Origin of the sequence: Shewanella seohaensis (assembly GCF_023283775.1) — a bacterium.
Taxonomy (GTDB): domain Bacteria; phylum Pseudomonadota; class Gammaproteobacteria; order Enterobacterales; family Shewanellaceae; genus Shewanella; species Shewanella seohaensis.
In genome coordinates this window covers 15728-41139 of the sequence record NZ_JAKILE010000009.1, presented here as the reverse complement: position 1 = coordinate 41139, position 25412 = coordinate 15728, and the positions used below count along the sequence as shown (strand labels likewise).

Here is a 25412-nt window from a genome sequence, read left to right as displayed (position 1 = left end):
AGACTGTAGTAATAGACATTTTATAAAAAAGGATCGTTTTTCATGAGTATCGAAATCAAGGTACCCGTACTGCCAGAATCTGTTGCCGATGCAACTATCGCCACTTGGCACGTAAAAGTGGGTGAGCAAGTTTCTCGTGATCAAAATCTGGTTGATATTGAAACTGACAAAGTCGTACTGGAAGTGGTTGCACCAGAAGATGGTCACATCGGTGAGTTCTTGTTCCAAGAAGGTGACACCGTTCTGGGCGAGCAAGTGATTGCTAAGTTCATCGCGGGTGCGGTTTCTGGTCAAGAAGTGACTAAAGCCGAAGCCGAAGCTGCTGCACCTGTTGCCGCTGCTGCGACTGAAGAGTCTAACGATGCATTAAGCCCATCAGTACGTCGTTTACTGGCTGAGCATAATGTTGATGCGAGCAAAGTGAAGGGCACTGGTGTCGGTGGCCGTATCACTAAAGAAGACGTTGAAGCCTTTATCAAGTCTGCGCCTAAAGCGGCTGCTGCCCCTGCGGCTCCAGCGGTACAACCACTCGCTGCTGGTCGTAGCGAGAAGCGTGTTCCAATGACTCGTTTACGTAAGACTATTGCTAACCGTTTATTAGAAGCGAAAAACTCTACCGCGATGCTCACGACCTTCAACGAAGTGAACATGAAGCCAATCATGGATATCCGTAAGCAGTACCAAGATATCTTTGAAAAGCGCCACGGTATCCGTTTAGGTTTCATGTCTTTCTACGTGAAAGCGGTGACTGAAGCGCTGAAACGCTTCCCAGAAGTGAACGCTTCAATCGACGGTGACGATATCGTTTACCACAACTACTTCGACGTCAGCATCGCTGTATCGACTCCACGTGGTCTGGTCACCCCAGTATTGCGTGATACCGATACCATGAGCCTGGCTGATATCGAAAAAGCAGTACGCGATCTGGCGATCAAAGGCCGTGATGGCAAGCTGACTGTGGCTGATATGACTGGCGGTAACTTCACTGTGACTAACGGTGGTGTATTCGGCTCGTTAATGTCTACCCCAATTTTAAACCTGCCACAAAGCGCGATTTTAGGCATGCACGCCATTAAAGACCGCCCAATGGCAGTCAATGGTCAGGTTGAAATCCTGCCCATGATGTACCTAGCTCTCTCATATGACCATCGTATTGTCGATGGCCGTGAGTCAGTTGGCTTCTTAGTCGCCATTAAAGACTTCTTGGAAGACCCAACTCGTCTGCTACTTGACCTATAATCTAACGCGCTAAACGATAACGTTTAACCTGTTAGTTTAAAGACAAGAGTCAGACATACCCTCGTGACTGGCCCCGTGGGGCCAGTTGGATTTGATTAGAAGTATACGGATAGATCATCATGAATTTGCATGAGTATCAGGCAAAATCCCTATTTGCCGAATATGGTTTACCAGTGTCAGAAGGTTTTGCATGTGATACAGCCCAAGAAGCTGTAGAAGCGGCAGGCCGTATTGGCGGAAATTTATGGGTTGTTAAGTGTCAAGTACACGCAGGCGGCCGCGGTAAAGCGGGTGGCGTTAAAGTCACTGGCGATAAAGAAGAAATCAGAGCCTTTGCCGAACACTGGTTAGGCAAAAATCTGGTGACTTATCAAACAGATGAGAAAGGTCAGCCGGTTGCTAAAATTTTAGTAGAAAGCTGCACCGACATCGCTAACGAACTGTACTTAGGTGCAGTAGTTGACCGTGCTACCCGTCGCGTGGTGTTCATGGCTTCTACCGAAGGTGGTGTTGAGATTGAGAAAGTGGCTGAAGAAACGCCTGAACTCATTCACAAAGCGATCATCGATCCACTGACTGGTCCTCAACCATACCAAGCACGTGATCTTGGCTTCAAACTGGGCTTAAACCCAACTCAAATGAAGCAATTCACCAAGATCTTCATGGGTCTGGCGACTATGTTCGTTGATCACGATTTCGCACTGCTGGAAATCAACCCACTGGTTATCACCACTGAAGGTAACCTGCACTGCTTAGACGGTAAAATTGGTATCGATGGTAACGCACTGTTCCGTCAACCAAAAATCAAAGCAATGCACGATCCATCACAGGATGACGCCCGTGAAGCTCACGCTGCAATGTTCGAACTGAACTATGTTGCGCTGGACGGAAACGTGGGTTGTATGGTGAACGGTGCTGGCCTAGCAATGGGTACTATGGACATCGTTAACCTGCACGGCGGCAAGCCAGCTAACTTCCTCGACGTAGGTGGTGGCGCGACTAAAGAACGTGTTGCTGAAGCATTCAAGATCATTCTGTCTGACAGCAATGTGAAAGCCGTTCTGGTTAACATCTTCGGTGGTATCGTACGTTGTGACATGATCGCAGAAGGTATCATTGGCGCTGTTAAAGAAGTTGGCGTTAAAGTGCCAGTTGTAGTGCGTTTAGAAGGTACTAACGCTGAATTAGGCCGTGAAGTATTAGCTAAATCAGGTCTTGATATCATTGCAGCTAACAGTCTGACTGATGCGGCTGAGCAAGTAGTTAAAGCTGCGGAGGGCAAATAATGTCTGTATTAATTAACAAAGATACCAAGGTAATCTGCCAAGGCTTTACCGGTGGTCAAGGTACTTTCCACTCTCAACAAGCTATCGATTACGGTACGCAAATGGTTGGTGGTGTATCTCCAGGTAAAGGCGGTACTGAGCACTTAGGTCTGCCAGTGTTCAACACTGTGAAAGACGCTGTTGCTGCTACTGGTGCAACCGCTTCTGTTATCTACGTTCCAGCTCCTTTCTGTAAAGACGCTATCCTCGAAGCTATCGACGGTGGTATTGAGCTGATCGTTTGTATCACTGAAGGTATCCCAACACTGGATATGCTGGAAGTGAAAGTGAAGCTAGAAGAAACTGGCGTTCGCATGATCGGTCCAAACTGCCCAGGTGTTATCACTCCAGGTGAATGTAAGATTGGTATTATGCCAGGCCACATCCACTTAAAAGGTAAAGTGGGTATTGTTTCTCGTTCTGGTACGCTGACCTATGAAGCGGTTAAGCAAACGACTGACGAAGGTTTCGGCCAATCTACTTGCGTAGGTATTGGTGGTGATCCAATCCCAGGCACTAACTTCATCGACGTATTGGAAATGTTCCAAAACGATCCGCAGACTGAAGCCATCGTGATGATCGGTGAAATCGGTGGTACTGCTGAAGAAGAAGCGGCTGCTTATATCAAAGCTAACGTGACTAAACCTGTTGTTTCTTACATCGCGGGTGTAACTGCTCCTGCTGGTAAGCGTATGGGTCACGCGGGTGCGATCATTGCTGGCGGTAAAGGTACTGCTGCTGACAAATTTGCTGCATTAGAAGCAGCGGGCGTGACAACTGTCCGCTCGTTAGCTGATATCGGCAAAGCGCTGCGTGCTAAAACCGGTTGGTAATCTAACCGTTAACACACGAAAAGGCGCCTAAGGCGCCTTTTTTATTGCGTGTCTGTTAGCCTGTGCCGAGCAGTAAAGTGTGAGAATGGGACAAGGCTAACATCGTGCAGGCTAGCATTTTTATTTACAAAGGGTTAGATTGGGCTTCTCTACCAAACGTCATCACCTGATGGACGTGTGAATGCATTAGTAGAGCCACAAACCTAAGCCCTGCGCTTATGGCACCACGGCTGTTCAGCAATACATCTTGTACTTAATTACCACGCGATTGCGGCATTTAGCTGCGAGCGTATTTTTTTATTGGTTTATCCCATTGGGGGAGGATAAGCCCACAGCAGATGTTTAACCCTAAGGGACATCTATTTACACGAGGGAAAGACTGTGAAAACACCAAAGATCATTATTTCAGAAATCGATTTAGAAAGACTCGAGCGTCTACTGGAGTCATTACCAGCCAACGCCTTTCCGGGACGCGCGGCATTGGAGGCGGAACTCGACCGAGCCGATATTGTGCCCGCAGCGCAGATGCCCGGTAATGTGGTGACGATGAATTCTGAGGTGAAATTTAGTGTGTCCTCCAGTGACGACACCTTCTGTTTACGGTTAGTTTATCCCAAGGATGCGACAGGTGAGGGTACGATTTCCATTCTTGCGCCCGTGGGCAGTGCTTTATTGGGTTTATCCCAAGGGGATGAAATCGAATGGCCAAGACCCGGCGGCACTATGGTCAATGTTCGTATCGAAGAAATTATGTATCAGCCAGAGCGTAGCGGTGACTTTCACCGTTAATCACAGCACTTGATGTGAGTGTCTAGAGGGCAATATGAAGGAAGCCAATATGATTATACAGACAGAGCGTTTAATACTCAGACCATTTACCGAGCAGGATATCGATGCCCTCTACTTGATGAATAGCATTCCTGAGATGCTTAAATACATTCCTGTTGCGCCGTTTACTGCTCCAGAGCAGGCGCGGGAGTTGTTCCATAACGTGATTTTGCAGGATTATCAGCAACGGGGATTCGGCCGCTGGGCCGTCGAGCACAAGGCTGATAAGAAGGTGATTGGTTTTTGTGGACCTAAGTTTATTCCCGAATATAACGAAGTCGAAATTGGCTATCGTTATTTTCCCGAGTATTGGGGCAAAGGGATTGGTACCGAAGCTGCTCAAGCTGCAATCAGCGTGTTCCCGCAGTTTGGCATTACGCAAATCATTGCATTGATCCTAGAGGGTAACATTGGCTCTGAGAACGTTGCTAAACGCATAGGAATGCATTGGCGTGAACCTAGTGAGTTTATGGGACATAAAGTGAATGTGTACGCGAAGATGCTTTAACTGTGCCTGAGCATTTCAATAAAAAACCAGCCTAGATGGCTGGTTTTTTATTAGGTGTGTCTGGTTAATATCCAGATTGAGCTAAATATGCTTACTCGTCGTTATGATCACACTTTTCGTTGGTGCAATGACCGTACAAATATAAGCTGTGGTTAGTCAGTTTAATGTTGTACTTGCTGGCGATTTCGTCTTGACGACGTTCAATTACTTCATCTGAAAACTCAATCACTTTGCCACAGGAGAGGCACACTAAGTGATCGTGGTGGTGTTGAGTCGATAACTCGAATACCGCCTTGCCACTTTCGAAGTGGTGGCGAGATACGATACCTGCATCATCAAACTGGTTTAATACACGGTAAACTGTTGCTAGACCAATTTCTTCACCTAAATCGAGCAGTTTCTTATATAAGTCTTCTGCACTGATATGTTGGTTTTCAGGTCCTTGCATCAGTTCTAGGATCTTGACTCGTGGCAGGGTGATTTTCAAACCGGCTTTTTTTAGCGCTTGATTTCCATCTGTCATTGCTAATCTCTTGATTGCAGAACCAATAGGTTCATCCGTGGATAGTGAATGCCATTATAGGGGGTCAAATTAAAAACTTAAACCTTTGTTCTAGCTTTATGGGTCTATATGCAGATAAATTGTGTCACTTAGCGCGAAATTGCAATAAATTGCGGCAATTCAAGCATAGTTTTTGTAAGGTTATACCAAGGAATAATGTTCACGACGCGCAAATGTCGGGACAATGGACAGAATAATTACAATAAAAGGAAGCGGTATGTACCAGCATATTGTGGTGTTAACTGGCGCGGGCATTTCTGCCGAATCGGGATTACGTACCTTTCGCGATCAAGATGGTCTATGGGAAGAGCATCATATTGAAGACGTGGCCACTCCCGAAGGTTATGCCCGCGATACCGAACTGGTTGAGCGATTTTATAACAGCCGTTGGGAGCAATTGCACAGTGGCACTGTAATGCCTAATGCGGCGCATCTGGCGTTGGCTAAGCTAGAGGCGGAATTTGCTGGGCAATTATTGATTGTGACCCAAAATATTGATGATCTACACGAACGAGCGGGTTCTCGGCGCTTGTTGCACATGCATGGCGAATTATCCAAAGGTCGTTGCCCACGCTCTCGCCAAACTTTCTTATTAAGGGAACCCTTCGGGCCCAATAACTGTTGTACCTGTTGTATTCCTGCGCAACGATTACGCCCCCATGTGGTGTGGTTTGGCGAAATGCCGCTGGGGATGGACAGAATTCACGATGCGCTCGATAACTGTGATTTATTCATTGCCATTGGTACGTCGGGCACTGTGTATCCGGCGGCAGGGTTTGTCGATACGGCCAATCATCATGGCGCGCAAACGGTGGAAGTAAATTTAGTCACCCCCGATAGACACAGCCAGTTCCAATATCATTTAACCGGTAAGGCAGGGGATTTGGTGCCTAAATTGGTCGATACCATACTCGCAGGCAAAGTGATTGGCTCCGATTTAGCCGAGTCCGATGTAAAAGAATGAGCAACGAGCCCATGACGCAAAAACTGGCGATTATTATGCGGGGATTACCGGGCAGCGGTAAATCCCATTGGGTCGAGCAGTTTGTGGATAATCTACCGTTAGAAGAGGCGATTCGCGTTCGCCAAGGCGGCATTTTTTCGACCGATAGTTTTTTCTACGAGGGAGAGGAGTATCGATTCGATGCGAAAAAACTCTCCGAATATCATCAACGTAATTTAACCGCGTTTATCCACGCGCTCAGTAGCGCTCAGCCTATCGTGATTTGTGATAACACTAATCTTTGCCGCTGGGAGTACATGGCCTATGAGGCAGCTGCGAAAGCCTTAGGTTATCAAGTGCGTATCGTACTGGTGGGGGAGCCTTCAGCGCGCGCGCATCAACAACTGTGCGCCGAGCGTAATCGTCATGGTGTGCCGCTAAGTCAAATACGGCGTATGGCAGCGCAGTTTGAGGCATTCTAGGTGTCTCTTAGTCGCCTTTAGCTTGTCACTGCTTTGAATGACTCGATTTTAATCGACTGGATTTTCTCGGTTAGATGTTAACTTGTCATCTTTTGTTGTTAGTCTGATATCGAAATATACGGCTATGTCGCTGCGATACTGTGTTGCATAAGCTTGATCTTAATGACAGTTTCGCATTTCAATGTCGATTATAATCGGTTAAGTCCCGCCCTCTGGAGTGTCCTTTGTTAACAAAACTGCTGCTCACCTTAGTCGTTATTATTATGGCGATTTTACTGCTGGCCAATCGGCGGCCTAAGCAGGCGTCTGCCACTTCGGTAAATCTTCTGCCGATGCCGAGTCTATGGCGTCGTTACGGCATGCGGGCAGCATTTTTACTGCTGGGGCTGAGCCTTTTAAGCTACAGTGTGTGGTACTGGTACGATCAACATAAAGTCGTGACTGTGACAATAGTGTCTCCAGCTGGTGTGTTATCCGGCGTGTACAAGGCGCGTAAAGGGGATATCTCGGAGGCCAAAATGGTGACGATTGAGGGCGTACACATTCGCTTTTCTAATGCGGAGCGGTTAGAAATTCTCGAAGACTAACACAGATTTATTTTATGAATTTATCGCTCCCGCCTTTTCATTACTAAGTTATGCGTTAAACTAGCGACAATTTTTTAGCCTGCACTTAAGTGGACTTTTTAGCTTAAGTTTTTTTCAGGAGGACACATGATTACTGCCTATGTCTACGAAAACCGTCAACTGACGGTCACTGAGATTAACACACAAGACAGTATTCCGGCGTCGACCATATGGTTGGATCTCTATAAACCTGATGATGCAGAGCGAGAATGGTTAAGTCGTTTTTCCGTTGAAGAAGTGCCCGACGAAGAAGATATCAACGAGATTGAGGCTTCGGCGCGTTTTTATCAAAACAGCGACGGCTTACATATCAATTCGTTATTCCCCCAGCGTGTGGGGCAAGACGTACGTGGGGTGAACGTTTCCTTTAACCTGCGGACAAATTTCCTGTTGACCATACGTGAAGAGGATGTCGGCCTGATCCGTTTGTTGCGTAACTACTTACGCCTGGGTCGGTTGGAAGTCTCAACCCCGCAGGAATTGTTCCTCGAACTCTTTAATCTGAAAGTGGATTATCTCTCCGACTTGATTGAGGACGTGTATACGGTGCTTGAAAATGTCGGTGAGCAAGTGTTTGATAATGATGAGTTGGATGATGTGTTCAAACTCATCACCTTGCAGGAAGACTCGAACGGTAAAATTCGCTTAAGTTTGCTCGATACCCAGCGCTCGCTTCGTTATATGCAGCGATACTACCGCGGGCAATTGTCCGATGAACATTTAAAAGACTTGCGCGAAATGCTCTCGGATATCGAGTCGTTAATGCCACACAGTCAGTTTATTTTCGATAAGTTAAACTTTTTGCTCGACGCTGCCATGGGTTTCAGTGGATTACAGCAGAATAAGATCATTAAAATCTTCTCGGTTGCGGCTGTGGTGTTTCTGCCGCCCACGTTGATTGCCAGCAGCTATGGGATGAACTTCCATGGAATGCCTGAGTTAGGTTGGCAATATGGGTATCCGATGGCGATATTGATGATGCTCGCAAGTGCTGCGGGGACCTATTTCTTCTTTAAACGCAAACACTGGCTCTAATCGCGAATATTGGCCTGGATGCAAAAAAGCCGGAGTACTCCGGCTTTTTATTGGGCGAATGAACCCCTTTGGTTTATTTACGGCTATCGCCACCAAAGTAGTAACTCACGCGTTCACGTGGATTGAGGTATTCATGCACTTTTTCGGGGAGTGCCGCGGGTGGCAGGCACCGCACGATACTGATCCCTTCGACTTCCAGATCGACAATCGGCGCCTGATCTTTAGGCACGAGTGCATCATACACAAGGATTTTCGGGCACAGTAGCTTTTGCAGATTGACCGACATCACCATGGCATATTGACCGCTCGACAACTCCACCACACTTCCCGGCGGATAAATGCCCAGCATTTTGATCATCTTGCCAATATATTCCTGATTTAATTTGGTTTTATATTGTTTATATAAATAGCCTAAGGCCGCATAGGGCATGCGCGCCTTTCCCTGATGATTCGGATAGCAAAGCGAGTCGTACTCGTTCACGACGGCGAGCAGCTGGGAGATTTTATCCAGATCTGTTTCCTTCAATCCCTTCGGATAACCCGAGCCATCGAGATACTCATGGTGATTGGTGATAGGGGCGAGCGCCGCCTCGGGGAAGTTATCGGCGAGCTTGAGCAGTTCAATCCCCAGCAGCGGATGTTGTTTGATAAAATTCAACTCAGGTGCCGACCAAGGTGTAGTCTTTTTCAAAATCTGCGGCGGCACTTTGAGTTTACCGACATCGTGAAACAGCGCACTTAAGCCCACCAATTCGATTTCACTACGGTCCCACTCCATTTCTTTGGCGATAAGCATCGAGAGTATCGCCACGTTTAACGAGTGGTAGTAAATACTCTCATCTTGCTTAGCATCGCTCATTAAGTGCAGGACGAGGTTATCGGAGTTTAGTAGTTGCTCGACAATGGTATGCACCAAATCCTTGGCATCATCCACTGCATTGAGCGGGCGATTACGAAGTTTGGCGATAAGGCTGCGCATCATAGCAACCGAGCGGGTAAAGTTTTGCTCAGTTTTGTGAATATCGCGGCGCAGCTTTTTTTGTACTTCAATTTGCTCGGCTTTATAGATATCCATATCGTTTTTTAAATTATGGATTTCTGCGCTAGGGGGAATTTTAATGGGATTGACGGCTTCTGCGGCCAACGGAGTGGTTTCACTACGTTCTAAATCGACAATAACGTGTTCAATACCAAGGTTTTTAATTAATTCAATCTGCGCAGCTTGCTTGATATGAAAGCTACTGAATAAAAAAGGATGATCTTTCCAGGCCACGGGCAAACGCACAAAATTACCCACCTGTAATTGATGTACTGAGACTTTACAGCTTTTTTTCATATTCTTGTTATCGTGAAGCCAATGGAGTTATTTTATATCAATGATGCAGCTTTACAATTACTTAACTAACGTGTCAGCATAGTAAGAGTACAAAATAGCCAAAACACTGAGCCAATATGGATTTTATCGAAGTATACCCTAATGCTATCCCCGATGACTTATGTGATCGTCTCATTCTTGCATTTGAGCAACATTCAGGTGTGGTTGATGGCCAAACGGGTAATGGGGTCGACCTCGAGAAGAAGATCAGCCGAGATCTTACCTTAGATAATTTTGCCGATTTACAGCCCCTCAAAAATGAGCTGTTATCCTATACCCTAAAGGGCGCCACCGACTATTTTACTCAATATTCCATGGCGTTAATGGGCGCGGTATCAGTGTCTGTGAGTGACGAGCAAGGCCAAGCGGTAACCTTAACCCCGAATAATTTTGAGCGCTTAGGTCAGCCAAGAGCCGAAGCCTTAGTAAAATATTTGTACCGCAGTGGCAGTATTAATATTCAAAAATATCAAAAGAATAAAGGTGGATATCCCCACTGGCATTCGGAGCAATTTCCCCAGCTAAACCACAATGAGGCACTGCATCGCGTCGTGTTGTATATGTTCTATCTCAATGATGTGGAAGAGGGCGGAGAAACTGAGTTTTATTACCAGCAGCGTAAGATTTCACCAAAGAAAGGCACTATGGTGATTGCGCCGGCAGGTTTTACCCATTCCCATCGCGGCAATATGCCTATCAGTAATGATAAATATATTGCCACGTCATGGGTGATGTTTAACCGCGCCGAACAGTTATACGCGGTATATAGCTAACGGCTAATGGCGCGTGAAGAAGGCGGTTAAGCTGGGATAGTAATTCTAAACTTGGCGCCTTCTAAATGGCTTTCCTCAATACTCAAATAGCCGCCGTAGCTGCTGACAATCTCATCACACACAGCCAGCCCAATGCCTTGTCCTGGGGATTGGGTGTCGGCTCTCACGCCCCGTTGGATAATTTTTTGGCGCAGCTTTTCTTCAACCCCGGGCCCATCGTCTTCGACAATTAATTCAAAATCACCTTGGTCCGTAAAGCGGGCGCTGACCTGAACTTGGCTGATACACAAACGGAAGGCATTTTCCATTAGGTTGCCGCATAGCTCCATCAAGTCGCCCTTATTGCCTGGAAACTGCAGGTTTGTGGGGATGTTTGCCTTAAATTGCACCTGCTTTTCGCGATAAATCTTAAATAACATTTGCGCCAGTTGATCGACCAGCGGGGCGATGGCTGTGTGCTCCTGTTTTAAGCCCTGGCGGCCTAACATAGCACGCTTAAGTTGATATTTAACGAGCTGATCCATTTGGCTAATCTGCTCCATGATTTTTTCATTGGCGGATTGCTTCGTCAGCGTCGTGTCATCAGTAATGGCGTGAACGGCCGCAAGACGGGTTTTTAGACTGTGGGCCAGATCGTTCATCGCGTTTTGATAACGTTGCTGTTGGGCGCTCGATTGTTGCAATAGTTGGTTAAGGGCTTGAGTTACGCCTTCAAGCTCAACGGGATAACCCTCTGATAGTGATTTTGTCTTACCTTGGTTAATTGATTGCAGTTCGTTTTGCATCCGCACCAGTGGACGCATCCCCCAATATGCCGCACTGACCAGCAGAATAAGCGCGAGGGCGAGCACCATGGCTAAACGGATATAAGTACGCTTACTGAATTTACTGTATTCCTGCTCAAGCTTCGCCGCATCCTTCATGACGAGCAGGTTATAGTGTACTCCCGCGATTTCGACCGCGAGCAAATACACGAAATAACCTCTATCATCGGCCATGGTCAGGTAGTAGGGCGGGGAGTCATTACGGATTTCATTGAAACGTTCGCAGGTATCAAACAGGCCACGGTCGACGGCGAGGGAAGATGTCCACACCTGTTTAAATTTTTCATCGCAGCTCGCCATCACATAGCGTTCTTGCTTGTTGTTTTCCTCCAACCAAGCGCTGGTGTCGGGAATTAAATCGTGCTCCCTCAGCTCAGCGGCGACTTGGGGTATTTCGGCGATAAGCTGCGCGGTTTCCTCGTTGTAACTATTTTGCGCATGCAGAATATTGACCATCCAAGCGAGGCCAAATCCGACTAAGGTGATGATTGATAATGAGGTGAGAAACATCCGCGTCAGCAGACGTTTCTTCATTTTGAGTCTTAATTGCATGGCAGATTGAATTTGTAACCTTGGCCACGAATGGTCGCTATCGGGTTGTCTATGCCATCACGGGTGAGTTTTTTGCGTAGACGGCTCACCATCACTTCAATGGTGTTAGGGTCGCCTTCCTTGTCACCATAAATCACATCTAAGAGTCGCTGTTTGGCGACGACCTCATGACAATGGCGCATTAGATATTCCAGAATGAGGTATTCAAAGGCGGTAACTTCCATAATCTCGTTGCCGAGGGTCACTTGCTTGGCGGCAAGATCCAGCTTTAACTCACCACTGGTGATAACGGGTTTAACAAAGCCTGCGCTGCGTCTGACTAAAGCGTCGAGTCTTGCGACTAACTCTTCTTTCTGGAAGGGTTTGACTAAATAGTCATCGGCACCGGCGTTAAGGCCTTCGACTTTATCTTGCCAGTTAACTCGGGCCGTTAGGATTAAGATAGGCGCTTTAACGCCTTCTTCACGTAATTGTTGGATAAGGCTAATGCCGTCTTGATCGGGTAAACCTAAATCGACAATGGCCACATCGATGGGGTAGTTAGTCGCTTGGAAGAACCCTTCCTTGGCGGTGAGAGCGACTTGGACTTGGTTGCCCAAATCGCTTAATTGCACTTTTAGATGGTGGGATAAAATAAGATCATCTTCAACAACCAAAATTCTCATAATACTCATGCCTTAAAGTCGACTGGGCTCAGTGTACGCAAAATATACGCAGGAGCCAAATATTGTCTTATCATAACGAATAACAACTTAACCTTGGCTGACCGAGCCGATAGAGTGGCGAAAATAAGTACTAATTAATTGTCTTTAAAGAGATTGTCTGATTTATCCCTCTACCTTGAGGTTGAAGATAATTTTATTACATCTTGGCCTATGATTGCGTGCTTTTGCGCCAAATCCCATTAGCACCCCATGCGGCTCCTAAGCTAAAGAGTATCACACCGCCTATGATTACAGCGAGTCTTATCCAAGGCGCGCCGTGGGCAAGACGCATTTGCACCGCATCGATTGCGGTTGTCCCCCAAACGATAATTACACTGATGCACAATATCGCTTGCAGTAGTCGAATGACGACTGGATGTTTGATGAGTAAACCAAGAGGCGCTACTGCAAATAGTCCAGTTAACAGAAGCTGGTCATAGCGTAGAAAATGCGCACTTAACAGCCAAAAGGCGACAATAATCCAACTCACTCTCCACCACATAGCTTTCTCCTCTTTCTATATTGACGAGGTCTAATGTAACGGCATTTAAAGGGCTATTCTATTTGCTTGTTCACAAAATGAGGATAAGACAATAAAAAAGCCCAACTAAGTTGGGCTTTTTAGCGGAGACAAAGGCATTTTAACGTCAGTATTACTCGACCTTATGCACTTGCTCATCAAAGTTACTGGCGACTTTACCGGCTTGAGTATTGTTGAATACGGTTTCGTTAAATTCGCCTTCAGATTTGGCAATGACCACTGTCGCGACGCAATCGCCCGTCACGTTCACGGCGGTGCGCACCATATCTAGGAGTCGGTCAACCCCGATAATAAGGGCAATCCCTTCAACGGGTAGGCCGACTTGGTTAAGCACCATCGCTAGCATGATTAACCCTACACCCGGAACGCCTGCAGTACCGATTGAAGCTAAGGTCGCGGTGACAACAACGGCAGCATAATCGGTAATGGTTAATTCAATACCAAAGACTTGGGCGATAAATACTGTGGCGACACCTTGCATAATGGCCGTGCCATCCATGTTAATGGTGGCGCCTAATGGCAGGGTGAAAGAGGCAATTTTGTTATCAACACCGAGTCTGTGCTCAGACGCCTCAATCGTAATCGGTAAAGTGGCGTTCGAGCTTGCGGTTGAAAAGGCAAATAATTGCACATCGCGCATCTTACGAATAAAGATCAGCGGATTTAAGCCTGAAAATAACTTAAGCAGGGTCGGGTAGACGATAAAGGCGTGGATCAATAACACCACCAACACGACAAGGAAATATTTGACCACACTCTCGAATGTTCCTAAACCTAGCGTTAAAGCCAGTTTTGCCATCAGTGCAAACACCCCGTAAGGCGCAAGCTGCATGATCAACGTAACGACTCGCATGATCACTTCATTTAAATCTTCAAATAACGCGGCAACACGTTTTCCACGCTCGCCAATATGCGCAATCGCAAAGCCAAAAATCACTGCAAAGATAATAATCTGCAGCATATTGCCTTCACTCATGGCCTGCATCGGATTCGTTGGCACTATATTAATTAGAACACTAGAAAGACTAGGCGCTTCTTTGGCTGTGTATTCCATTTTTTCGGAAGCGAGAGAAGCATTACCTGGATGAACTAATACCGCGCTGACAATGGCCAGAATTAAAGCAATCGCCGTTGTGAATAAATAAAAGGCTAATGTTTTGCCGCCTAAACGACCTAATTTTGAAGGTTCACTCAGTGAGCATGTGCCACAAACTAATGAAATAAATACCAGTGGAACCACTAGCATTTTCAAACTTGAGATAAAGATAGTGCCGATAACATGTAAGAAACCTTCTGTAATGTAGTCTTTTACGATATCGCTTTCTGGAAAGACATTGCGGAGTATGAGACCTAAAGCAATACCTGTTGCCATACCGAACAGAATTTTACTTGTAAGGCCGAATTTCTTTTGTGATGAGGTTGCCATGGGGATTCCTGTGTGTTTTTTATACATTCTAATATTGGCGACGACAAGCCTAGCAAGAAAATGCAGAAGTTTAAATGAGTTCCGATGTTAAACTAAGCGCAAAATATGAGAAATAAAATAAGAGAGTATTGGAAAAGTTACGTGAAAATTGTGTAATGTTAGCCTATAAGTTATAAGCGTCAATCTTAGTATTATCATCAGAGTAACAGGGAGCCTGACAATGAAGTCAGCGTATAAGGTTTTTCTCGCAGGAATATGTTCACTTTTCTTGGTCGCATGTGGCGGCGGAGGCAATATCTCCGACGATGGCACTGGCACCACCCCAACCCCAAGTGTAATTACCGTTACAATGGGGATTTCAAACACCAATATATCCGCGAATGCGCCTGCCACTGTTACTGCTAAGGTAGTCGATTCGAAAGTTGGCGCGTTAGCGGGTGAATTGGTGACCTTCAGTTTGAGTAATTCAAACATGGGGTCTTTTTTCCCTGCCGCAGCAACTGCATTAACAAATAGTGAAGGTGTTGCCTCTATTATTTTAAATACGGCCACTATTGCAGGTGCTGGCACTGTGAGTGCAAAGATTGATAGTGGTGAATCCGGCAAAATAGGTTTTGTGATGGCAGGTGACGGCGGGCAAGCTGGTGGTGGAGCTCAAGTTACTCTAAAACTGACAGACTCTGCTGGTAATGCGATTGATAGTATAACGTCGACTACACCTGGTATTTTAACTGCCACTGTCACTGGATTATCTAAAGCGGCTATTGTGACTTTTGATACTACTATTGGCGATCTTCCTGTAAAAACAGCAATTACAGACGCTAACGGTAAAGCGAGCGTTAATTTGTACGCAGGAAGTACTCCTGGCGCAGGTACCGCCAAAGCATCATTAAACACAGGTGAATTTGGTGAGCAAGTGTTTGTTGTAGGTGCAACCAATGTCCTAATGGGCAGTGGTTCACCTTTTGTTTCTGGTAAGGCTGATGTGAGTGCTACGACCTTATCTGCAGGTGGTACGGCAACCGTTTCTATTCTACTGCAAGACAGTGACGGCAATCCATTTACTGAGCCAGTCGATGTTAAATTCGCGTCGACTTGTTCTAATAAGGCATCCCCAGAAGCTGTACTTAGCAGCCCGGTCACCGCTGTTGGTGGACAAGCAACCAGTACCTATCTCGCGAAAGGTTGTGTTGGAGAAGATAATATCACTGTTACTGCCGACGTAGGTGGCAAGAATCTTTCTGCAACGGGCACAATCAAAGTGTTATCGGCAAATGTCGGTAGTATCGTTTTTGTTGACGCAACGCCTGAAAATATTGGTATCAAAGGTACAGGAACCGCAGAGTCTTCAACCTTGCGCTTTAGAGTGCTAGACACTAACGGCAATGCTGTAGCTAACAAGTCTGTTGATTTTAAGCTTAATAATGATTCAGCAGGATTGAGTTTAACGCCTGCAACTGCGACATCTAACAATCAAGGTTATGTACAAACGGTTGTTAATTCTGGCACTGTGGCAACGACTGTTCGAGTGACTGCAACAACGCTTGGCACAGACGGTTCGAGTATTTCCAGTCAATCCAATGTATTAGTGGTGTCAACGGGTAAGCCTGACCAAGACAGTTTTTCACTTTCTGCTTCAGTATTAAACGTTGAAGGTTGGAACTATGATGGTGCTAAAGTTACGGTCACCGCTCGTTTAGCCGACGCCTTTAACAACCCTGTACCTGATGGCACTGCAGTGGTATTTACGGCCGAAGGTGGTTCAATAGAAAGTTCATGCCAAACTAAAGATGGTGTTTGTTCTGTTGTTTGGACCAGCCAGTTACCTCGTCCAGTGGGAATTGATGGAAATGGCCCCTTCTTCGATAGTAATGGTAACCGAGTGCAGGAGCCTACCGCTTTCTTAAAGCAAGAAGTGAATCTTGCCGGTGGAAGCTATAATGGCAATTATTACGGTCAGCCCTATGGCGGACGCGTGACGATTACCGCGACTGCGATTGGCGAAGAGTCTTTCCCAGATCTTAACAGCAACAACATTCTCGATACTGCTAGTGAATTTAACTTATTTGTGGGTAGTGCAACTAACTGCGGTCGTGACAATAGCGGTGACTGTTATGATTTAAGTGAAGCTTATGTCGATCATAACGAAGATGGTATTTATACACCGAAATACATGACGGCAAGTACCACTGATACCTCTGGTGCACGTGAGACCTTTACAGACTTTATTGATCCAGTCAATCCAACAGGACAAGGTGAGTTCAACTTAGCGGATGGCGAGTATAGTGGTGTACTTTGTGATGCTTCAGTTTCTGGCGTGAAATGTAGTCCACAAGCATCAATCTCTGTACGACGTTCACTGGTACTGGTGATGTCTAGTAGCGAAGCCTATGCAACGACACTTGGAAACGTTGTGATTAATGATAACGTTGCTGGTAACAACCAAATTGATATTGGTATTAAAGGTACTGCATCTGTAATGTTTACTATTGCAGATATTAATAACCAGCAAATGCCAGCAGGTTCTGTGGTTAACTTTAAAGCTTCAGGAGCAACAGTAACGAGCTCTACAAGTTATACTTGGCCAAGCACCAACTATAACGGTGGCAGACAGTTTGTTGTGAGTTTAAAAGGTGGCGATCAGGCGGATTCTGGTAACTTGATCGTGACGGTCACGACTCCGGGATTAAGTGATGTCGGACTCGAGGGGACAACCTCTGAAGTGTTGAATATTCCTATTGTTGTTAAGTAGGTTTCAACTAAAAAAATAAGGTGCCATTGGCACCTTATTTTTTACCTGCACATTTTAGGTTCAAATCACATTAGCGTTGGAATGGATATACACTTCCCAATTTCATGATTTGGGTGAGCTCATCTAATGCGGTGCGTGATTCAACCACTAATTGCGGATCGGCTAAATCTTGTGTCGATAAACGGTCGCGGTAGTGTTTATCCACCCAGGTATTTAAACGTGCGAATAAAGCATCGTTAAGTAAAGTGTGTTGATTTACCGCTGCGACTTCTCGCTCATTCATGGCAACCCGTAAACGTAAACACGCGGGGCCGCCACCATTTTGCATACTTTGTTTCACATCGAAATACAGCACTTGTTTGATTGGCGTATTTAACGTGAGTAGCTCATTTAAATATGCATAAACAGCCGGGTTCTCTTGGCAGTCCGTTGGGGCAATGATGGCCATTTCGCCTGAGGGAAGGGTGATTATCTGGGTATTGAATAGATAGCTCTTTACCGCATCGTTAATCGCTACTTTGGCCGTTGGAACCTCGATAAAGAATAATTCGGTATCGAGTTTTCGTCTTATTTCATCCAATTTAGCCTGTGTATTTAAGAATGCCTGCTCATGGTAAAACAGCACATTTTGGTTACCCACGGCGATCACGTCATTGTGGAATACCCCTTGGTCAATGACATCGGGATTTTGTTGAATAAAGACGCAGTTATCCTCCTCGAGTTTGTGCAACCTTGCTATCGCCATCGACGCTTCGAGGGTTTGCCTTGCAGGATATTTTTGTGGTCTTGGTGCATTAGGGTTGGTGGCTTCTTGACCGTAAACAAACAGCTCGACTCCAGCATGACCATATTCTTGGCACAGGCGAGTATGGTTCGCCGCGCCCTCATCACCGAAGCTATTATGTTCAGGTAAATGGTTATGATGATGAAAATAGTGGGGATCGTTGAAAGTTGCTGTTAAGATGCGCCCCGTTGTGATGGGCTCGATGCTGCGATGTAACTTATCCACTAAGTTGGCAGGGGTAAAATGCAGTTTACCATCACGGGTGTCGGCACTGGGAGACACGGTTGCAGCATTTGCCGTCCACATACTCGAAGCACTGCAACAGGCATTAAGCAGCGCAGGCGCGGTTTTAGCGGCTTGTTGTAAAACTTGGGCATCACTGCCAGAAAAACCAATTCGGCGCAGTGTATTAAGATCTGGGCGCTCTTGCGGCGCTAACATGCCTTGGATCATCCCTAAATCAGCGAGTGCTTTGGCTTTTTGCAAACCTTGTTTAGCGGCGGCTTTAGGATTTGAGACTAAAGCGGCGTTGTTGAGTGAGGCCACATTGCCAAAAGACAAACCGGCATAATTGTGGGTTGGCCCAACGAGTCCGTCGAAATTCGCTTCAAAGTGCTTCATTGCTTATCCTTGTGATAGGGAAGGTTATTATTTATTCAAATGGTCCCTGAAGCGACCCAGTATACTGAAGGTTTTTGTGGGCACAAGCGCACGGTTTTGTGCTCAAAGCGACTTTTTCGCGATAAATGCATAACTATTTCTTGCTTGCTGGCAAATAATGAAATATTAGTTTTTAATTACGCAATATTATTTTTTTACATTTTTTCAACTTTGATTAAAAAGTGACTCGCTGGTACATATAAAAGAGGGATTAGCTTGAAACTCTCAATGCAACCCTCTATATATGGAGCCAATTTCCACCTTCTTGAGATTTTTTGGCGCAAATCAAACTATGGGTAAATCGCTAGTTATTGTCGAATCACCGGCCAAAGCTAAGACTATTAATAAATATCTTGGCAAAGAATTCATCGTTAAATCGAGTGTGGGGCATATCCGTGACCTACCAACCTCTTCTTCATCTGACGGCAATGAAAAGGTGAAATCCGCCGCCGAAGTGAAGAAGATGTCGCCAGAAGAAAAGGCGCGATATAAAAAGGTGAAAGACCACCAGGCGCTGGTGTCGCGTATGGGCGTTAACCCTGAAAAGGGCTGGGCGGCTAAATATCAAATCCTACCGGGTAAAGAGAAAGTCGTTAAAGAGCTGCAAGCCTTAGCCGATTCTGCTGACCAAATCTATCTCGCAACGGACTTAGACCGTGAAGGGGAAGCCATCGCCTGGCATTTACAAGAGGTGATTGGTGGCGATCCTTCACGGTATCAACGCGTTGTGTTTAACGAGATCACCAAATCTGCGATTCAAGAAGCCTTTAGTAAACCTTCTTCCCTCGACACCAATATGGTGAATGCCCAGCAGGCACGACGCTTTTTAGACCGTGTCGTCGGCTTTATGGTGTCACCATTGTTGTGGAAGAAGGTTGCCCGCGGGTTATCCGCAGGACGGGTACAATCCGTGGCTGTGCGTCTTGTGGTGGAGCGTGAAAGCGAAATCAAAGCCTTCGTACCTGAAGAGTTTTGGGATGTGCACGCACAGTTGAATACGCCTGCGAGCGAAGCGCTGCGCATGGAAGTGGTTAAGTACTTAGACTCAGCCTTCGAGCCAACAAACGAGCAGCAAGCGTTAGCCGCCGTTCAAGCCTTATCTTCTGCCAGCTTTAAAGTGATCGCTCGTGAAGATAAAGCGACCCAAAGTAAACCTTCGGCTCCTTTTATTACTTCTACTCTGCAACAAGCGGCCAGTACTCGCTTAGGCTTTGGGGTGAAGAAAACCATGATGATGGCACAGCGCTTGTACGAAGCGGGTCACATCACTTATATGCGTACCGATTCGACAAACTTAAGCCAAGAAGCGTTAGACAGTGTGCGTGAGATGATCGGCAAGGAATACGGCGCCAAGTATTTACCTGCCGAACCAATTCGCTACGGCTCTAAGGAAGGCGCACAAGAGGCGCACGAAGCGATTCGTCCATCAAACGTGAATGTCGAAGCGGCTGCCTTAACTGATATGGAACGTGATGCACAGCGCCTTTACGAGCTTATTTGGCGTCAGTTTGTCTCATGTCAGATGACACCAGCCCAATACGATGCGACCAAACTCACGGTCAAGGCGGGTGACTATGAACTGAAAGCGACGGGACGTATCCTGCGCTTTGACGGTTGGACTCGTGTTCAAACCGCATTGAAAAAGAAAAATGAAGAAGACAATACCTTGCCCTCGGTGAACGAAGGTGATCTGTTGTCTCTGGTCGAATTAGAGCCTAAGCAACACTTTACTAAGCCGCCTGCCAGATACAGCGAAGCGTCATTGGTAAAAGAATTAGAGAAGCGTGGTATCGGTCGTCCTTCAACCTATGCCACTATTATTTCGACGATTCAAGAGCGGGGTTATGTCAAAGTTGAAAACCGCCGTTTCTACGCAGAGAAAATGGGCGAGATTGTGAGTGAGCGTTTAGTCGGTAGTTTTGCCGAGCTGATGAGCTACGACTTTACCGCCAGCATGGAACAGACCCTTGACGATGTCGCCAGTGGTGAGCTGGATTGGAAAAAGGTTCTCGATGGTTTCTATGCCGACTTCACTAAACAACTAGAGAAGGCGGAATTGGCACCAGAAGAAGGCGGTATGCGCCTCAATCAAATGGTGATGACCAATATTAAGTGTCCGACTTGTGGTCGCCCTATGGGGATCCGTACCGGCACAACTGGGGTGTTCCTCGGTTGTTCGGGTTACGAGTTACCACCGAAAGAACGCTGCAAAACCACCATGAACTTAACGCCAGGCATTGAAGCGATTAGCGACAGTGAAGATGCCGAAACCGATGCGCTACGCGCCAAGCATCGCTGCGGCATTTGTGGCACGGCGATGGACAGCTACCTTATCGACGAAAAGCGTAAGCTGCACGTTTGCGGTAATAACCCTATCTGTGAGGGTTATGAAGTCGAAGAAGGACAATTTAAGATCAAAGGTTACGAAGGTCCATTAATTGAATGTGATCGCTGTGGCCATGATATGGAGCTGAAAAACGGCCGTTTTGGTAAGTATTTTGGTTGTACTAACGAGGAATGTAAAAATACTCGTAAGTTACTGAAAAACGGCGAAGCTGCGCCTCCAAAAGAGGATCCTATTTATCTGCCAGAGCTGAAATGCAGCAAGTCTGATGCGCATTTTGTGCTGCGTGACGGTGCGGCAGGGATTTTCTTGGCAGCCAGTACTTTCCCTAAATCTCGGGAAACCCGGGCGCCACTGGTTGAAGAGTTAGTGAAATATCGCGAGCTATTGTGGCCAAAATATCAGTATCTTGCCGATGCTCCTATCGCCGATGATGAGGGGAATAAAGCGGCGGTTAAGTTTAGCCGTAAGACCAAAGAGCAATATGTGGCGACCGAAGTTGATGGTAAAGCAACCGGATGGTCGGCCCATTATGTGAATGGTAAATGGGTGACTGAATCGACGGCGAAGAAAGCTAAGAAGTAACCTTATCTGAATCGGGTTTAGGATCCTTTTCTTCGTGGTTATAAATGGGTTCACTTAGGTGAGCCCATTTTGTTATCTAGGGTTCTTACAACCGCCGATTGTAGTAATGATAGTGGTTTATCGATAACCGAGATATTGTGGATAAACATACCACGCATAAAAAAGCCAAGTCATAGACTTGGCTTTTTATGGAAAACGTTCTTAATTGAGCAATGCGATATCACCATTTCTTCTTCGGTTGAAACAGCATATCGATGTCATCTTCTTCATTTTTAGGTCTAGGCGCACTAGGTGCAGACAGTTTTTGTGCACCCATAATCTCATCTAACAACATTTTGGCTTCATCGACCTTGCGGGCAATAAAAGGGTCATTCGGCGTTTGCGCTTTAATGGCATGTAGGGTTGCTAAAGCTTTTGTGACCATTTGCTTAGATGAACCATATTGCTTCATAAAGCTTGCGGCACGGGCACGGGACAGCATGGAATCAACATTAATCCGTAGCTGTAAACTATCGATACGATTCTCTTCCTGAGCAAAAACATTGGGGTCGACTCGGCCCTTGTTGTGCTCTGCACGTAAAATGGCTTTCAGTTTCTTGAGTGTTTGTACTAACACTAAGATCTGCTTGTCATTATCCGGCAATCTAAAATTCTCGATAGGGGGCATCTGTGGCGTGTTAGATTGCAATGTCTCGATTTGTGACTTGAGATCGGTAAGACGACGTTGAAAATCCGATTGCTGTTGACTCGCACTTAAAGTAGTGGCGATTTCTAACGCTTCTTGTACACGACGATAGAGCACTAAAATGATGTGTGTACTGCAAGGGATCATCCCTGTGTTGGATAATACGGTTTCAGTTTCATCAATAATTGCGCGTTGACGGGCAAATTCTATGCGACGTTCAGCCTCAGCACGTTCTTTTTGTTGTTGTATAACGTTAATTCCGATAACAAGCAGTAAAAGTGCACCGATGAGGATCAGAACCAAGGTGAATGTCATAGCTGTTCCATTATTTATCTAATTGGGCTAATGCTACAATAAATCAATAAACTAGCATAGTTATCTTAGCCTAGGTTATCATTTCTGTCGTATGAAACTTAAGACTTGTGCTCTATATTCCTATTTGCTTTAATTTTTACTATATACTATAACGATTGATTATAGCTGATACTGAGTTGCGCCATTTTCGCCAATCCAATTCAGCCTGTTTGAGACAAGGACATAAGATGAAACTGCAACAGCTCAGGTATATTGCTGAGGTCGTCAAACACAACCTTAACGTATCGGCCACCGCGGAAAATTTATATACATCGCAACCTGGGATCAGTAAGCAAGTTCGCATGTTGGAAGATGAATTAGGCATTCAAATCTTCGGTCGCAGCGGTAAACATTTGACCCACGTGACACCCGCCGGACAACAGGTGATTAATATCGCCAATGACATCTTAGGCAAAGTCGAAAGCATCAAAAAAGTCTCCGAGGAATACACTAAACCTGATCAGGGTGAATTGAATATCGCGACCACGGATACGCAGGCGCGGTATGCGTTACCCCATATCATTCGCCAATTCATTGACCGTTATCCTAAAGTCAACCTGCATATGCACCAAGGCACGCCATCGCAGATCAGCGAACAAGCGGCGCGTGGCGATGCTGATTTTGCGATTGCCACCGAAGCGATGCACTTGTATTCCGACTTAATCATGTTGCCTTGTTACCATTGGAATCGCTCGGTTGTTGTTCCCAAAGATCATCCATTGGCGACCCGTACCCATATCAGTATTGAAGATTTAGCCCGTTTCCCATTAGTCACTTATGTGTTTGGTTTTGACCGTGCATCGGAAATTGAAAAAGCTTTTAACCGCGCCAATCTCGAGCCGCGGGTGGTCTTTAGTGCGACCAGCGCCGATGTGCTGAAAACCTATGTACGTTTAGGCTTAGGAGTTGGGGTGATAGCTTCAATGGCGATTGACCCTAATATCGATAAAGACTTAGTGGCTATCGATGCGGGCCATTTATTTGCCCACAGCACGACTAAGATTGGTTTTAGAAAGGGCAGTTTCTTACGTAGTTATATGTATGATTTTATTCAACATTTTGCACCACATTTGACTCGCGATGTCGTTGAAAAGGCGGTGGCATTACGCGATCAGCAATTGATTGATGAAATGTTTGCCGATAAAAACCTGCCAATGCGTTAATTCAATCGCGTTAGATACAATAAAAATGCCGCAATGAATGCGGCATTTTTTATGTGAAATTGACAGCAGCCACGGCCGAATTAGGTCAAATCCACTTTATCCATTTCAAGCTGGCCTAAGGCAATAACGGCTTGAGTACGATTACGGACACCCAGCTTTCTAAAAATCGCGGTAGCGTGGGCTTTGATGGTGGCTTCAGACACACCTAAGTCATAGGCGATTTGCTTATTGAGTAAGCCCTCGGCGAACATCTGCAACACTTTGTATTGCTGCGGCGTCAAGTCGGAGAGTTTATTGGCCATCTTATCCGTATCATCATCTTCAATCGGGATGATTTCAGCACCAGCGGGTAACCAGATATCCCCAAATAATACGGCGGTGAGCGCTTCTTTTAAGGTTTCCATCGATGCCGATTTAGGAATAAAACCACTGCCGCCATAATGGATAGCACGGCTAATGGTATTGATATCCTCATGGGCCGAAATCACCACCACAGGCAATTCAGGGTAATGGGAGCGCAGGTGAATAAGCGTCGAATAGCCGTGGGAGCCAGGCATTTGCAGATCCAGCAAAACCAAATCGTAACTCACATTCTGTGAATCTAATACAGACTGTAAGGCATCGGCACTGTCGGCCTCATACCATTGGGTGTGCTCAAAGGCGCTACTGAGGGCTTGACGTAGTGCATTTCGAAACAATGGATGGTCATCGGCAATAATAATATTTAAGTTTTCTAGCTTCATGGCTTTGTTGGTTATGTTCGTGGCACGTGAAGATTAAACCCAATGTAACAGAAAAGTAATCGAGGATCCTATTGCTTTATGCAGTAAGATTGACAAAATTTTTATATGTTTCTGGTTGTTATACTTTTGTCTATCAAAGGTGGGCGGATTATTCAAACAAAAACACGCCCTCAAACGGGCGTGTTTAAGGGCGAGAGTACGTTATTTTGACTGGCTAAATCTTATTCAGCGGTCCACACCTGAGTCGGATGGCGTTGTTCGTCAACCGCAACAAAGGTGAATACACCGCGGATCGCATGTTCGCGGTGATCTTGATACATGTCCTCGACGAAAATATTCACTTCCACCTTTAACGAGGTATTACCCACATGGATCACACGGGCGATGAGTTCGGCTAATGTGCCCGCTGGAATAGGTTTTTTAAAGTCGATTCTGTCGGAGCTGACGGTCACTAAGGTTTTACGGCAAAAGCGAGTCGCCGCAATAAAAGCGGTTTCATCCATCCATGCTAACGCTTCGCCACCGAACAAGGTGTTGTGGTGATTGGTAATAGATGGAAATACGGCCTTGATCACCCGCGCTTCGGATTGATTGATCCGCTGTTCGATGGCGTCAGAAAAGGCAGGGCGGCTAGAGTCGAGCGAGTTTGGCATACGGCAACCTGAGGTTATGCATTTTTAAAGAGGCGCAATTATAGTGAGTTTTCAATTTGAATGGTAGAAAACGCCTATATCGTTAGGTGTTAAGGTAAAACGAAAAGAAAAAA

Annotated in this window: 23 protein-coding genes; 13 read left to right on the top strand and 10 right to left on the bottom strand. The window is 45.9% G+C overall.

What is annotated here, in order from left to right; translation table 11 throughout:
* The first annotated feature begins 42 nt into the window (after positions 1-42).
* The 5 genes from odhB (at position 43) to L2713_RS11910 (ending at position 4733) form a co-directional block, all read left to right on the top strand.
* Positions 43-1239 carry a 2-oxoglutarate dehydrogenase complex dihydrolipoyllysine-residue succinyltransferase gene (gene odhB / locus L2713_RS11930; RefSeq protein WP_011622415.1) on the top strand — a complete coding sequence of 399 codons (1197 nt, stop codon included), beginning with the start codon at positions 43-45 and terminating at the stop codon, positions 1237-1239.
* Between the two features lie 119 nt (positions 1240-1358).
* Positions 1359-2525, top strand: coding sequence for an ADP-forming succinate--CoA ligase subunit beta (sucC, locus tag L2713_RS11925; protein WP_011622416.1), 1167 nt, complete (start codon positions 1359-1361; stop codon positions 2523-2525).
* A complete protein-coding gene (gene sucD, locus L2713_RS11920) occupies positions 2525-3397 on the top strand; it encodes a succinate--CoA ligase subunit alpha (protein WP_011622417.1) in 873 nt (290 codons plus the stop codon). The genes sucC and sucD overlap by 1 nt, the downstream gene beginning before the upstream one ends.
* 381 nt (positions 3398-3778) lie before the next feature.
* Positions 3779-4186 (top strand): nucleoside diphosphate kinase regulator, encoded by a 408-nt coding sequence (gene rnk, locus L2713_RS11915; protein WP_089068002.1) that lies wholly within the window; start codon positions 3779-3781, stop codon positions 4184-4186.
* A 49-nt stretch (positions 4187-4235) separates the two neighbouring features.
* A complete protein-coding gene (locus L2713_RS11910; protein WP_248968052.1) occupies positions 4236-4733 on the top strand; it encodes a GNAT family N-acetyltransferase in 498 nt (165 codons plus the stop codon).
* A 91-nt stretch (positions 4734-4824) separates the two neighbouring features.
* Here L2713_RS11910 and fur read toward each other — a convergent pair whose 3' ends face one another.
* Entirely contained in the window at positions 4825-5256 is a 432-nt protein-coding gene (gene fur, locus L2713_RS11905; RefSeq protein ID WP_248968051.1) for a ferric iron uptake transcriptional regulator, read from the bottom strand.
* A 256-nt stretch (positions 5257-5512) separates the two neighbouring features.
* Between fur and cobB the strand changes: the two genes are divergently transcribed.
* From cobB to corA, 4 genes are all read left to right on the top strand, one after another.
* On the top strand, positions 5513-6259 hold the full coding sequence (gene cobB / locus L2713_RS11900) for a Sir2 family NAD+-dependent deacetylase (RefSeq protein ID WP_109287781.1): 747 nt from the start codon (positions 5513-5515) through the stop codon (positions 6257-6259).
* An 11-nt stretch (positions 6260-6270) separates the two neighbouring features.
* Complete coding sequence (locus L2713_RS11895) at positions 6271-6720, top strand: ATP-binding protein (protein ID WP_248968130.1); 450 nt, start codon at positions 6271-6273, stop codon at positions 6718-6720.
* A 224-nt stretch (positions 6721-6944) separates the two neighbouring features.
* A complete protein-coding gene (locus tag L2713_RS11890) occupies positions 6945-7307 on the top strand; it encodes a hypothetical protein (RefSeq protein ID WP_248968050.1) in 363 nt (120 codons plus the stop codon).
* Between the two features lie 126 nt (positions 7308-7433).
* Positions 7434-8381 (top strand): magnesium/cobalt transporter CorA, encoded by a 948-nt coding sequence (corA, locus tag L2713_RS11885; RefSeq protein WP_086904051.1) that lies wholly within the window; start codon positions 7434-7436, stop codon positions 8379-8381.
* Between the two features lie 73 nt (positions 8382-8454).
* Here the strand turns inward: corA and L2713_RS11880 are convergent, their stop codons facing one another.
* Complete coding sequence (locus L2713_RS11880) at positions 8455-9717, bottom strand: HD-GYP domain-containing protein (protein ID WP_248968049.1); 1263 nt, start codon at positions 9715-9717, stop codon at positions 8455-8457.
* Between the two features lie 116 nt (positions 9718-9833).
* On the opposite strand from L2713_RS11880, the gene L2713_RS11875 reads away from it, so the two are divergent.
* Entirely contained in the window at positions 9834-10529 is a 696-nt protein-coding gene (locus L2713_RS11875; RefSeq protein ID WP_248968048.1) for a 2OG-Fe(II) oxygenase, read from the top strand.
* Positions 10530-10555: 26 nt separating this feature from the next.
* Here L2713_RS11875 and L2713_RS11870 read toward each other — a convergent pair whose 3' ends face one another.
* From L2713_RS11870 to L2713_RS11855, 4 genes are all read right to left on the bottom strand, one after another.
* The gene (locus L2713_RS11870) at positions 10556-11905 is read right to left on the bottom strand and encodes an ATP-binding protein (protein ID WP_086904054.1); all 1350 of its coding nucleotides are present in this window, start codon (positions 11903-11905) and stop codon (positions 10556-10558) included.
* Positions 11896-12570: a response regulator gene (locus L2713_RS11865; RefSeq protein WP_041408752.1), complete on the bottom strand. Its 675-nt coding sequence runs from the start codon at positions 12568-12570 to the stop codon at positions 11896-11898. The genes L2713_RS11870 and L2713_RS11865 overlap by 10 nt, the downstream gene beginning before the upstream one ends.
* Positions 12571-12778: 208 nt before the next feature.
* A complete protein-coding gene (locus L2713_RS11860; protein ID WP_248968047.1) occupies positions 12779-13111 on the bottom strand; it encodes a hypothetical protein in 333 nt (110 codons plus the stop codon).
* Between the two features lie 151 nt (positions 13112-13262).
* Complete coding sequence (locus L2713_RS11855; RefSeq protein WP_248968046.1) at positions 13263-14576, bottom strand: dicarboxylate/amino acid:cation symporter; 1314 nt, start codon at positions 14574-14576, stop codon at positions 13263-13265.
* A gap of 220 nt (positions 14577-14796) precedes the next feature.
* Here L2713_RS11855 and L2713_RS11850 point away from each other — a divergent pair, with 220 nt between their 5' ends.
* Complete coding sequence (locus tag L2713_RS11850) at positions 14797-17328, top strand: Ig-like domain-containing protein (RefSeq protein WP_248968045.1); 2532 nt, start codon at positions 14797-14799, stop codon at positions 17326-17328.
* A gap of 70 nt (positions 17329-17398) precedes the next feature.
* Here L2713_RS11850 and astB read toward each other — a convergent pair whose 3' ends face one another.
* A complete protein-coding gene (gene astB, locus L2713_RS11845) occupies positions 17399-18733 on the bottom strand; it encodes an N-succinylarginine dihydrolase (protein ID WP_248968044.1) in 1335 nt (444 codons plus the stop codon).
* Positions 18734-19064: 331 nt separating this feature from the next.
* On the opposite strand from astB, the gene topA reads away from it, so the two are divergent.
* A complete protein-coding gene (topA, locus tag L2713_RS11840; RefSeq protein ID WP_248968043.1) occupies positions 19065-21701 on the top strand; it encodes a type I DNA topoisomerase in 2637 nt (878 codons plus the stop codon).
* 220 nt (positions 21702-21921) lie between these two features.
* Here the strand turns inward: topA and zomB are convergent, their stop codons facing one another.
* The gene (gene zomB / locus L2713_RS11835; RefSeq protein ID WP_011716752.1) at positions 21922-22701 is read right to left on the bottom strand and encodes a flagellar motor control protein ZomB; all 780 of its coding nucleotides are present in this window, start codon (positions 22699-22701) and stop codon (positions 21922-21924) included.
* A gap of 227 nt (positions 22702-22928) precedes the next feature.
* Here zomB and cysB point away from each other — a divergent pair, with 227 nt between their 5' ends.
* On the top strand, positions 22929-23903 hold the full coding sequence (gene cysB, locus L2713_RS11830) for an HTH-type transcriptional regulator CysB (protein ID WP_011622367.1): 975 nt from the start codon (positions 22929-22931) through the stop codon (positions 23901-23903).
* Positions 23904-23983: 80 nt separating this feature from the next.
* On the opposite strand, the gene L2713_RS11825 is transcribed toward cysB, so the two are convergent.
* The gene (locus L2713_RS11825; protein WP_086903577.1) at positions 23984-24646 is read right to left on the bottom strand and encodes a response regulator transcription factor; all 663 of its coding nucleotides are present in this window, start codon (positions 24644-24646) and stop codon (positions 23984-23986) included.
* Between the two features lie 221 nt (positions 24647-24867).
* Entirely contained in the window at positions 24868-25299 is a 432-nt protein-coding gene (locus L2713_RS11820) for an acyl-CoA thioesterase (protein ID WP_011622369.1), read from the bottom strand.
* Positions 25300-25412: the final 113 nt, after the last annotated feature.

What these genes read in the sequence shown, in the direction of transcription:
- odhB (WP_011622415.1), top strand. Translation starts at nt 43, where the DNA reads ATGAGTATCGAAATCAAGGTACCCGTACTGCCAGAATCTGTTGCCGAT.
- sucC (WP_011622416.1), top strand. Translation starts at nt 1,359, where the DNA reads ATGAATTTGCATGAGTATCAGGCAAAATCCCTATTTGCCGAATATGGT.
- sucD (WP_011622417.1), top strand. Translation starts at nt 2,525, where the DNA reads ATGTCTGTATTAATTAACAAAGATACCAAGGTAATCTGCCAAGGCTTT.
- L2713_RS11910 (WP_248968052.1), top strand. Translation starts at nt 4,236, where the DNA reads ATGATTATACAGACAGAGCGTTTAATACTCAGACCATTTACCGAGCAG.
- fur (WP_248968051.1), bottom strand. Translation starts at nt 5,256, where the DNA reads ATGACAGATGGAAATCAAGCGCTAAAAAAAGCCGGTTTGAAAATCACC.
- cobB (WP_109287781.1), top strand. Translation starts at nt 5,513, where the DNA reads ATGTACCAGCATATTGTGGTGTTAACTGGCGCGGGCATTTCTGCCGAA.
- L2713_RS11895 (WP_248968130.1), top strand. Translation starts at nt 6,271, where the DNA reads ATGACGCAAAAACTGGCGATTATTATGCGGGGATTACCGGGCAGCGGT.
- corA (WP_086904051.1), top strand. Translation starts at nt 7,434, where the DNA reads ATGATTACTGCCTATGTCTACGAAAACCGTCAACTGACGGTCACTGAG.
- L2713_RS11880 (WP_248968049.1), bottom strand. Translation starts at nt 9,717, where the DNA reads ATGAAAAAAAGCTGTAAAGTCTCAGTACATCAATTACAGGTGGGTAAT.
- L2713_RS11875 (WP_248968048.1), top strand. Translation starts at nt 9,834, where the DNA reads ATGGATTTTATCGAAGTATACCCTAATGCTATCCCCGATGACTTATGT.
- L2713_RS11870 (WP_086904054.1), bottom strand. Translation starts at nt 11,905, where the DNA reads ATGCAATTAAGACTCAAAATGAAGAAACGTCTGCTGACGCGGATGTTT.
- L2713_RS11865 (WP_041408752.1), bottom strand. Translation starts at nt 12,570, where the DNA reads ATGAGAATTTTGGTTGTTGAAGATGATCTTATTTTATCCCACCATCTA.
- L2713_RS11860 (WP_248968047.1), bottom strand. Translation starts at nt 13,111, where the DNA reads ATGTGGTGGAGAGTGAGTTGGATTATTGTCGCCTTTTGGCTGTTAAGT.
- L2713_RS11855 (WP_248968046.1), bottom strand. Translation starts at nt 14,576, where the DNA reads ATGGCAACCTCATCACAAAAGAAATTCGGCCTTACAAGTAAAATTCTG.
- L2713_RS11850 (WP_248968045.1), top strand. Translation starts at nt 14,797, where the DNA reads ATGAAGTCAGCGTATAAGGTTTTTCTCGCAGGAATATGTTCACTTTTC.
- astB (WP_248968044.1), bottom strand. Translation starts at nt 18,733, where the DNA reads ATGAAGCACTTTGAAGCGAATTTCGACGGACTCGTTGGGCCAACCCAC.
- topA (WP_248968043.1), top strand. Translation starts at nt 19,065, where the DNA reads ATGGGTAAATCGCTAGTTATTGTCGAATCACCGGCCAAAGCTAAGACT.
- zomB (WP_011716752.1), bottom strand. Translation starts at nt 22,701, where the DNA reads ATGACATTCACCTTGGTTCTGATCCTCATCGGTGCACTTTTACTGCTT.
- cysB (WP_011622367.1), top strand. Translation starts at nt 22,929, where the DNA reads ATGAAACTGCAACAGCTCAGGTATATTGCTGAGGTCGTCAAACACAAC.
- L2713_RS11825 (WP_086903577.1), bottom strand. Translation starts at nt 24,646, where the DNA reads ATGAAGCTAGAAAACTTAAATATTATTATTGCCGATGACCATCCATTG.
- L2713_RS11820 (WP_011622369.1), bottom strand. Translation starts at nt 25,299, where the DNA reads ATGCCAAACTCGCTCGACTCTAGCCGCCCTGCCTTTTCTGACGCCATC.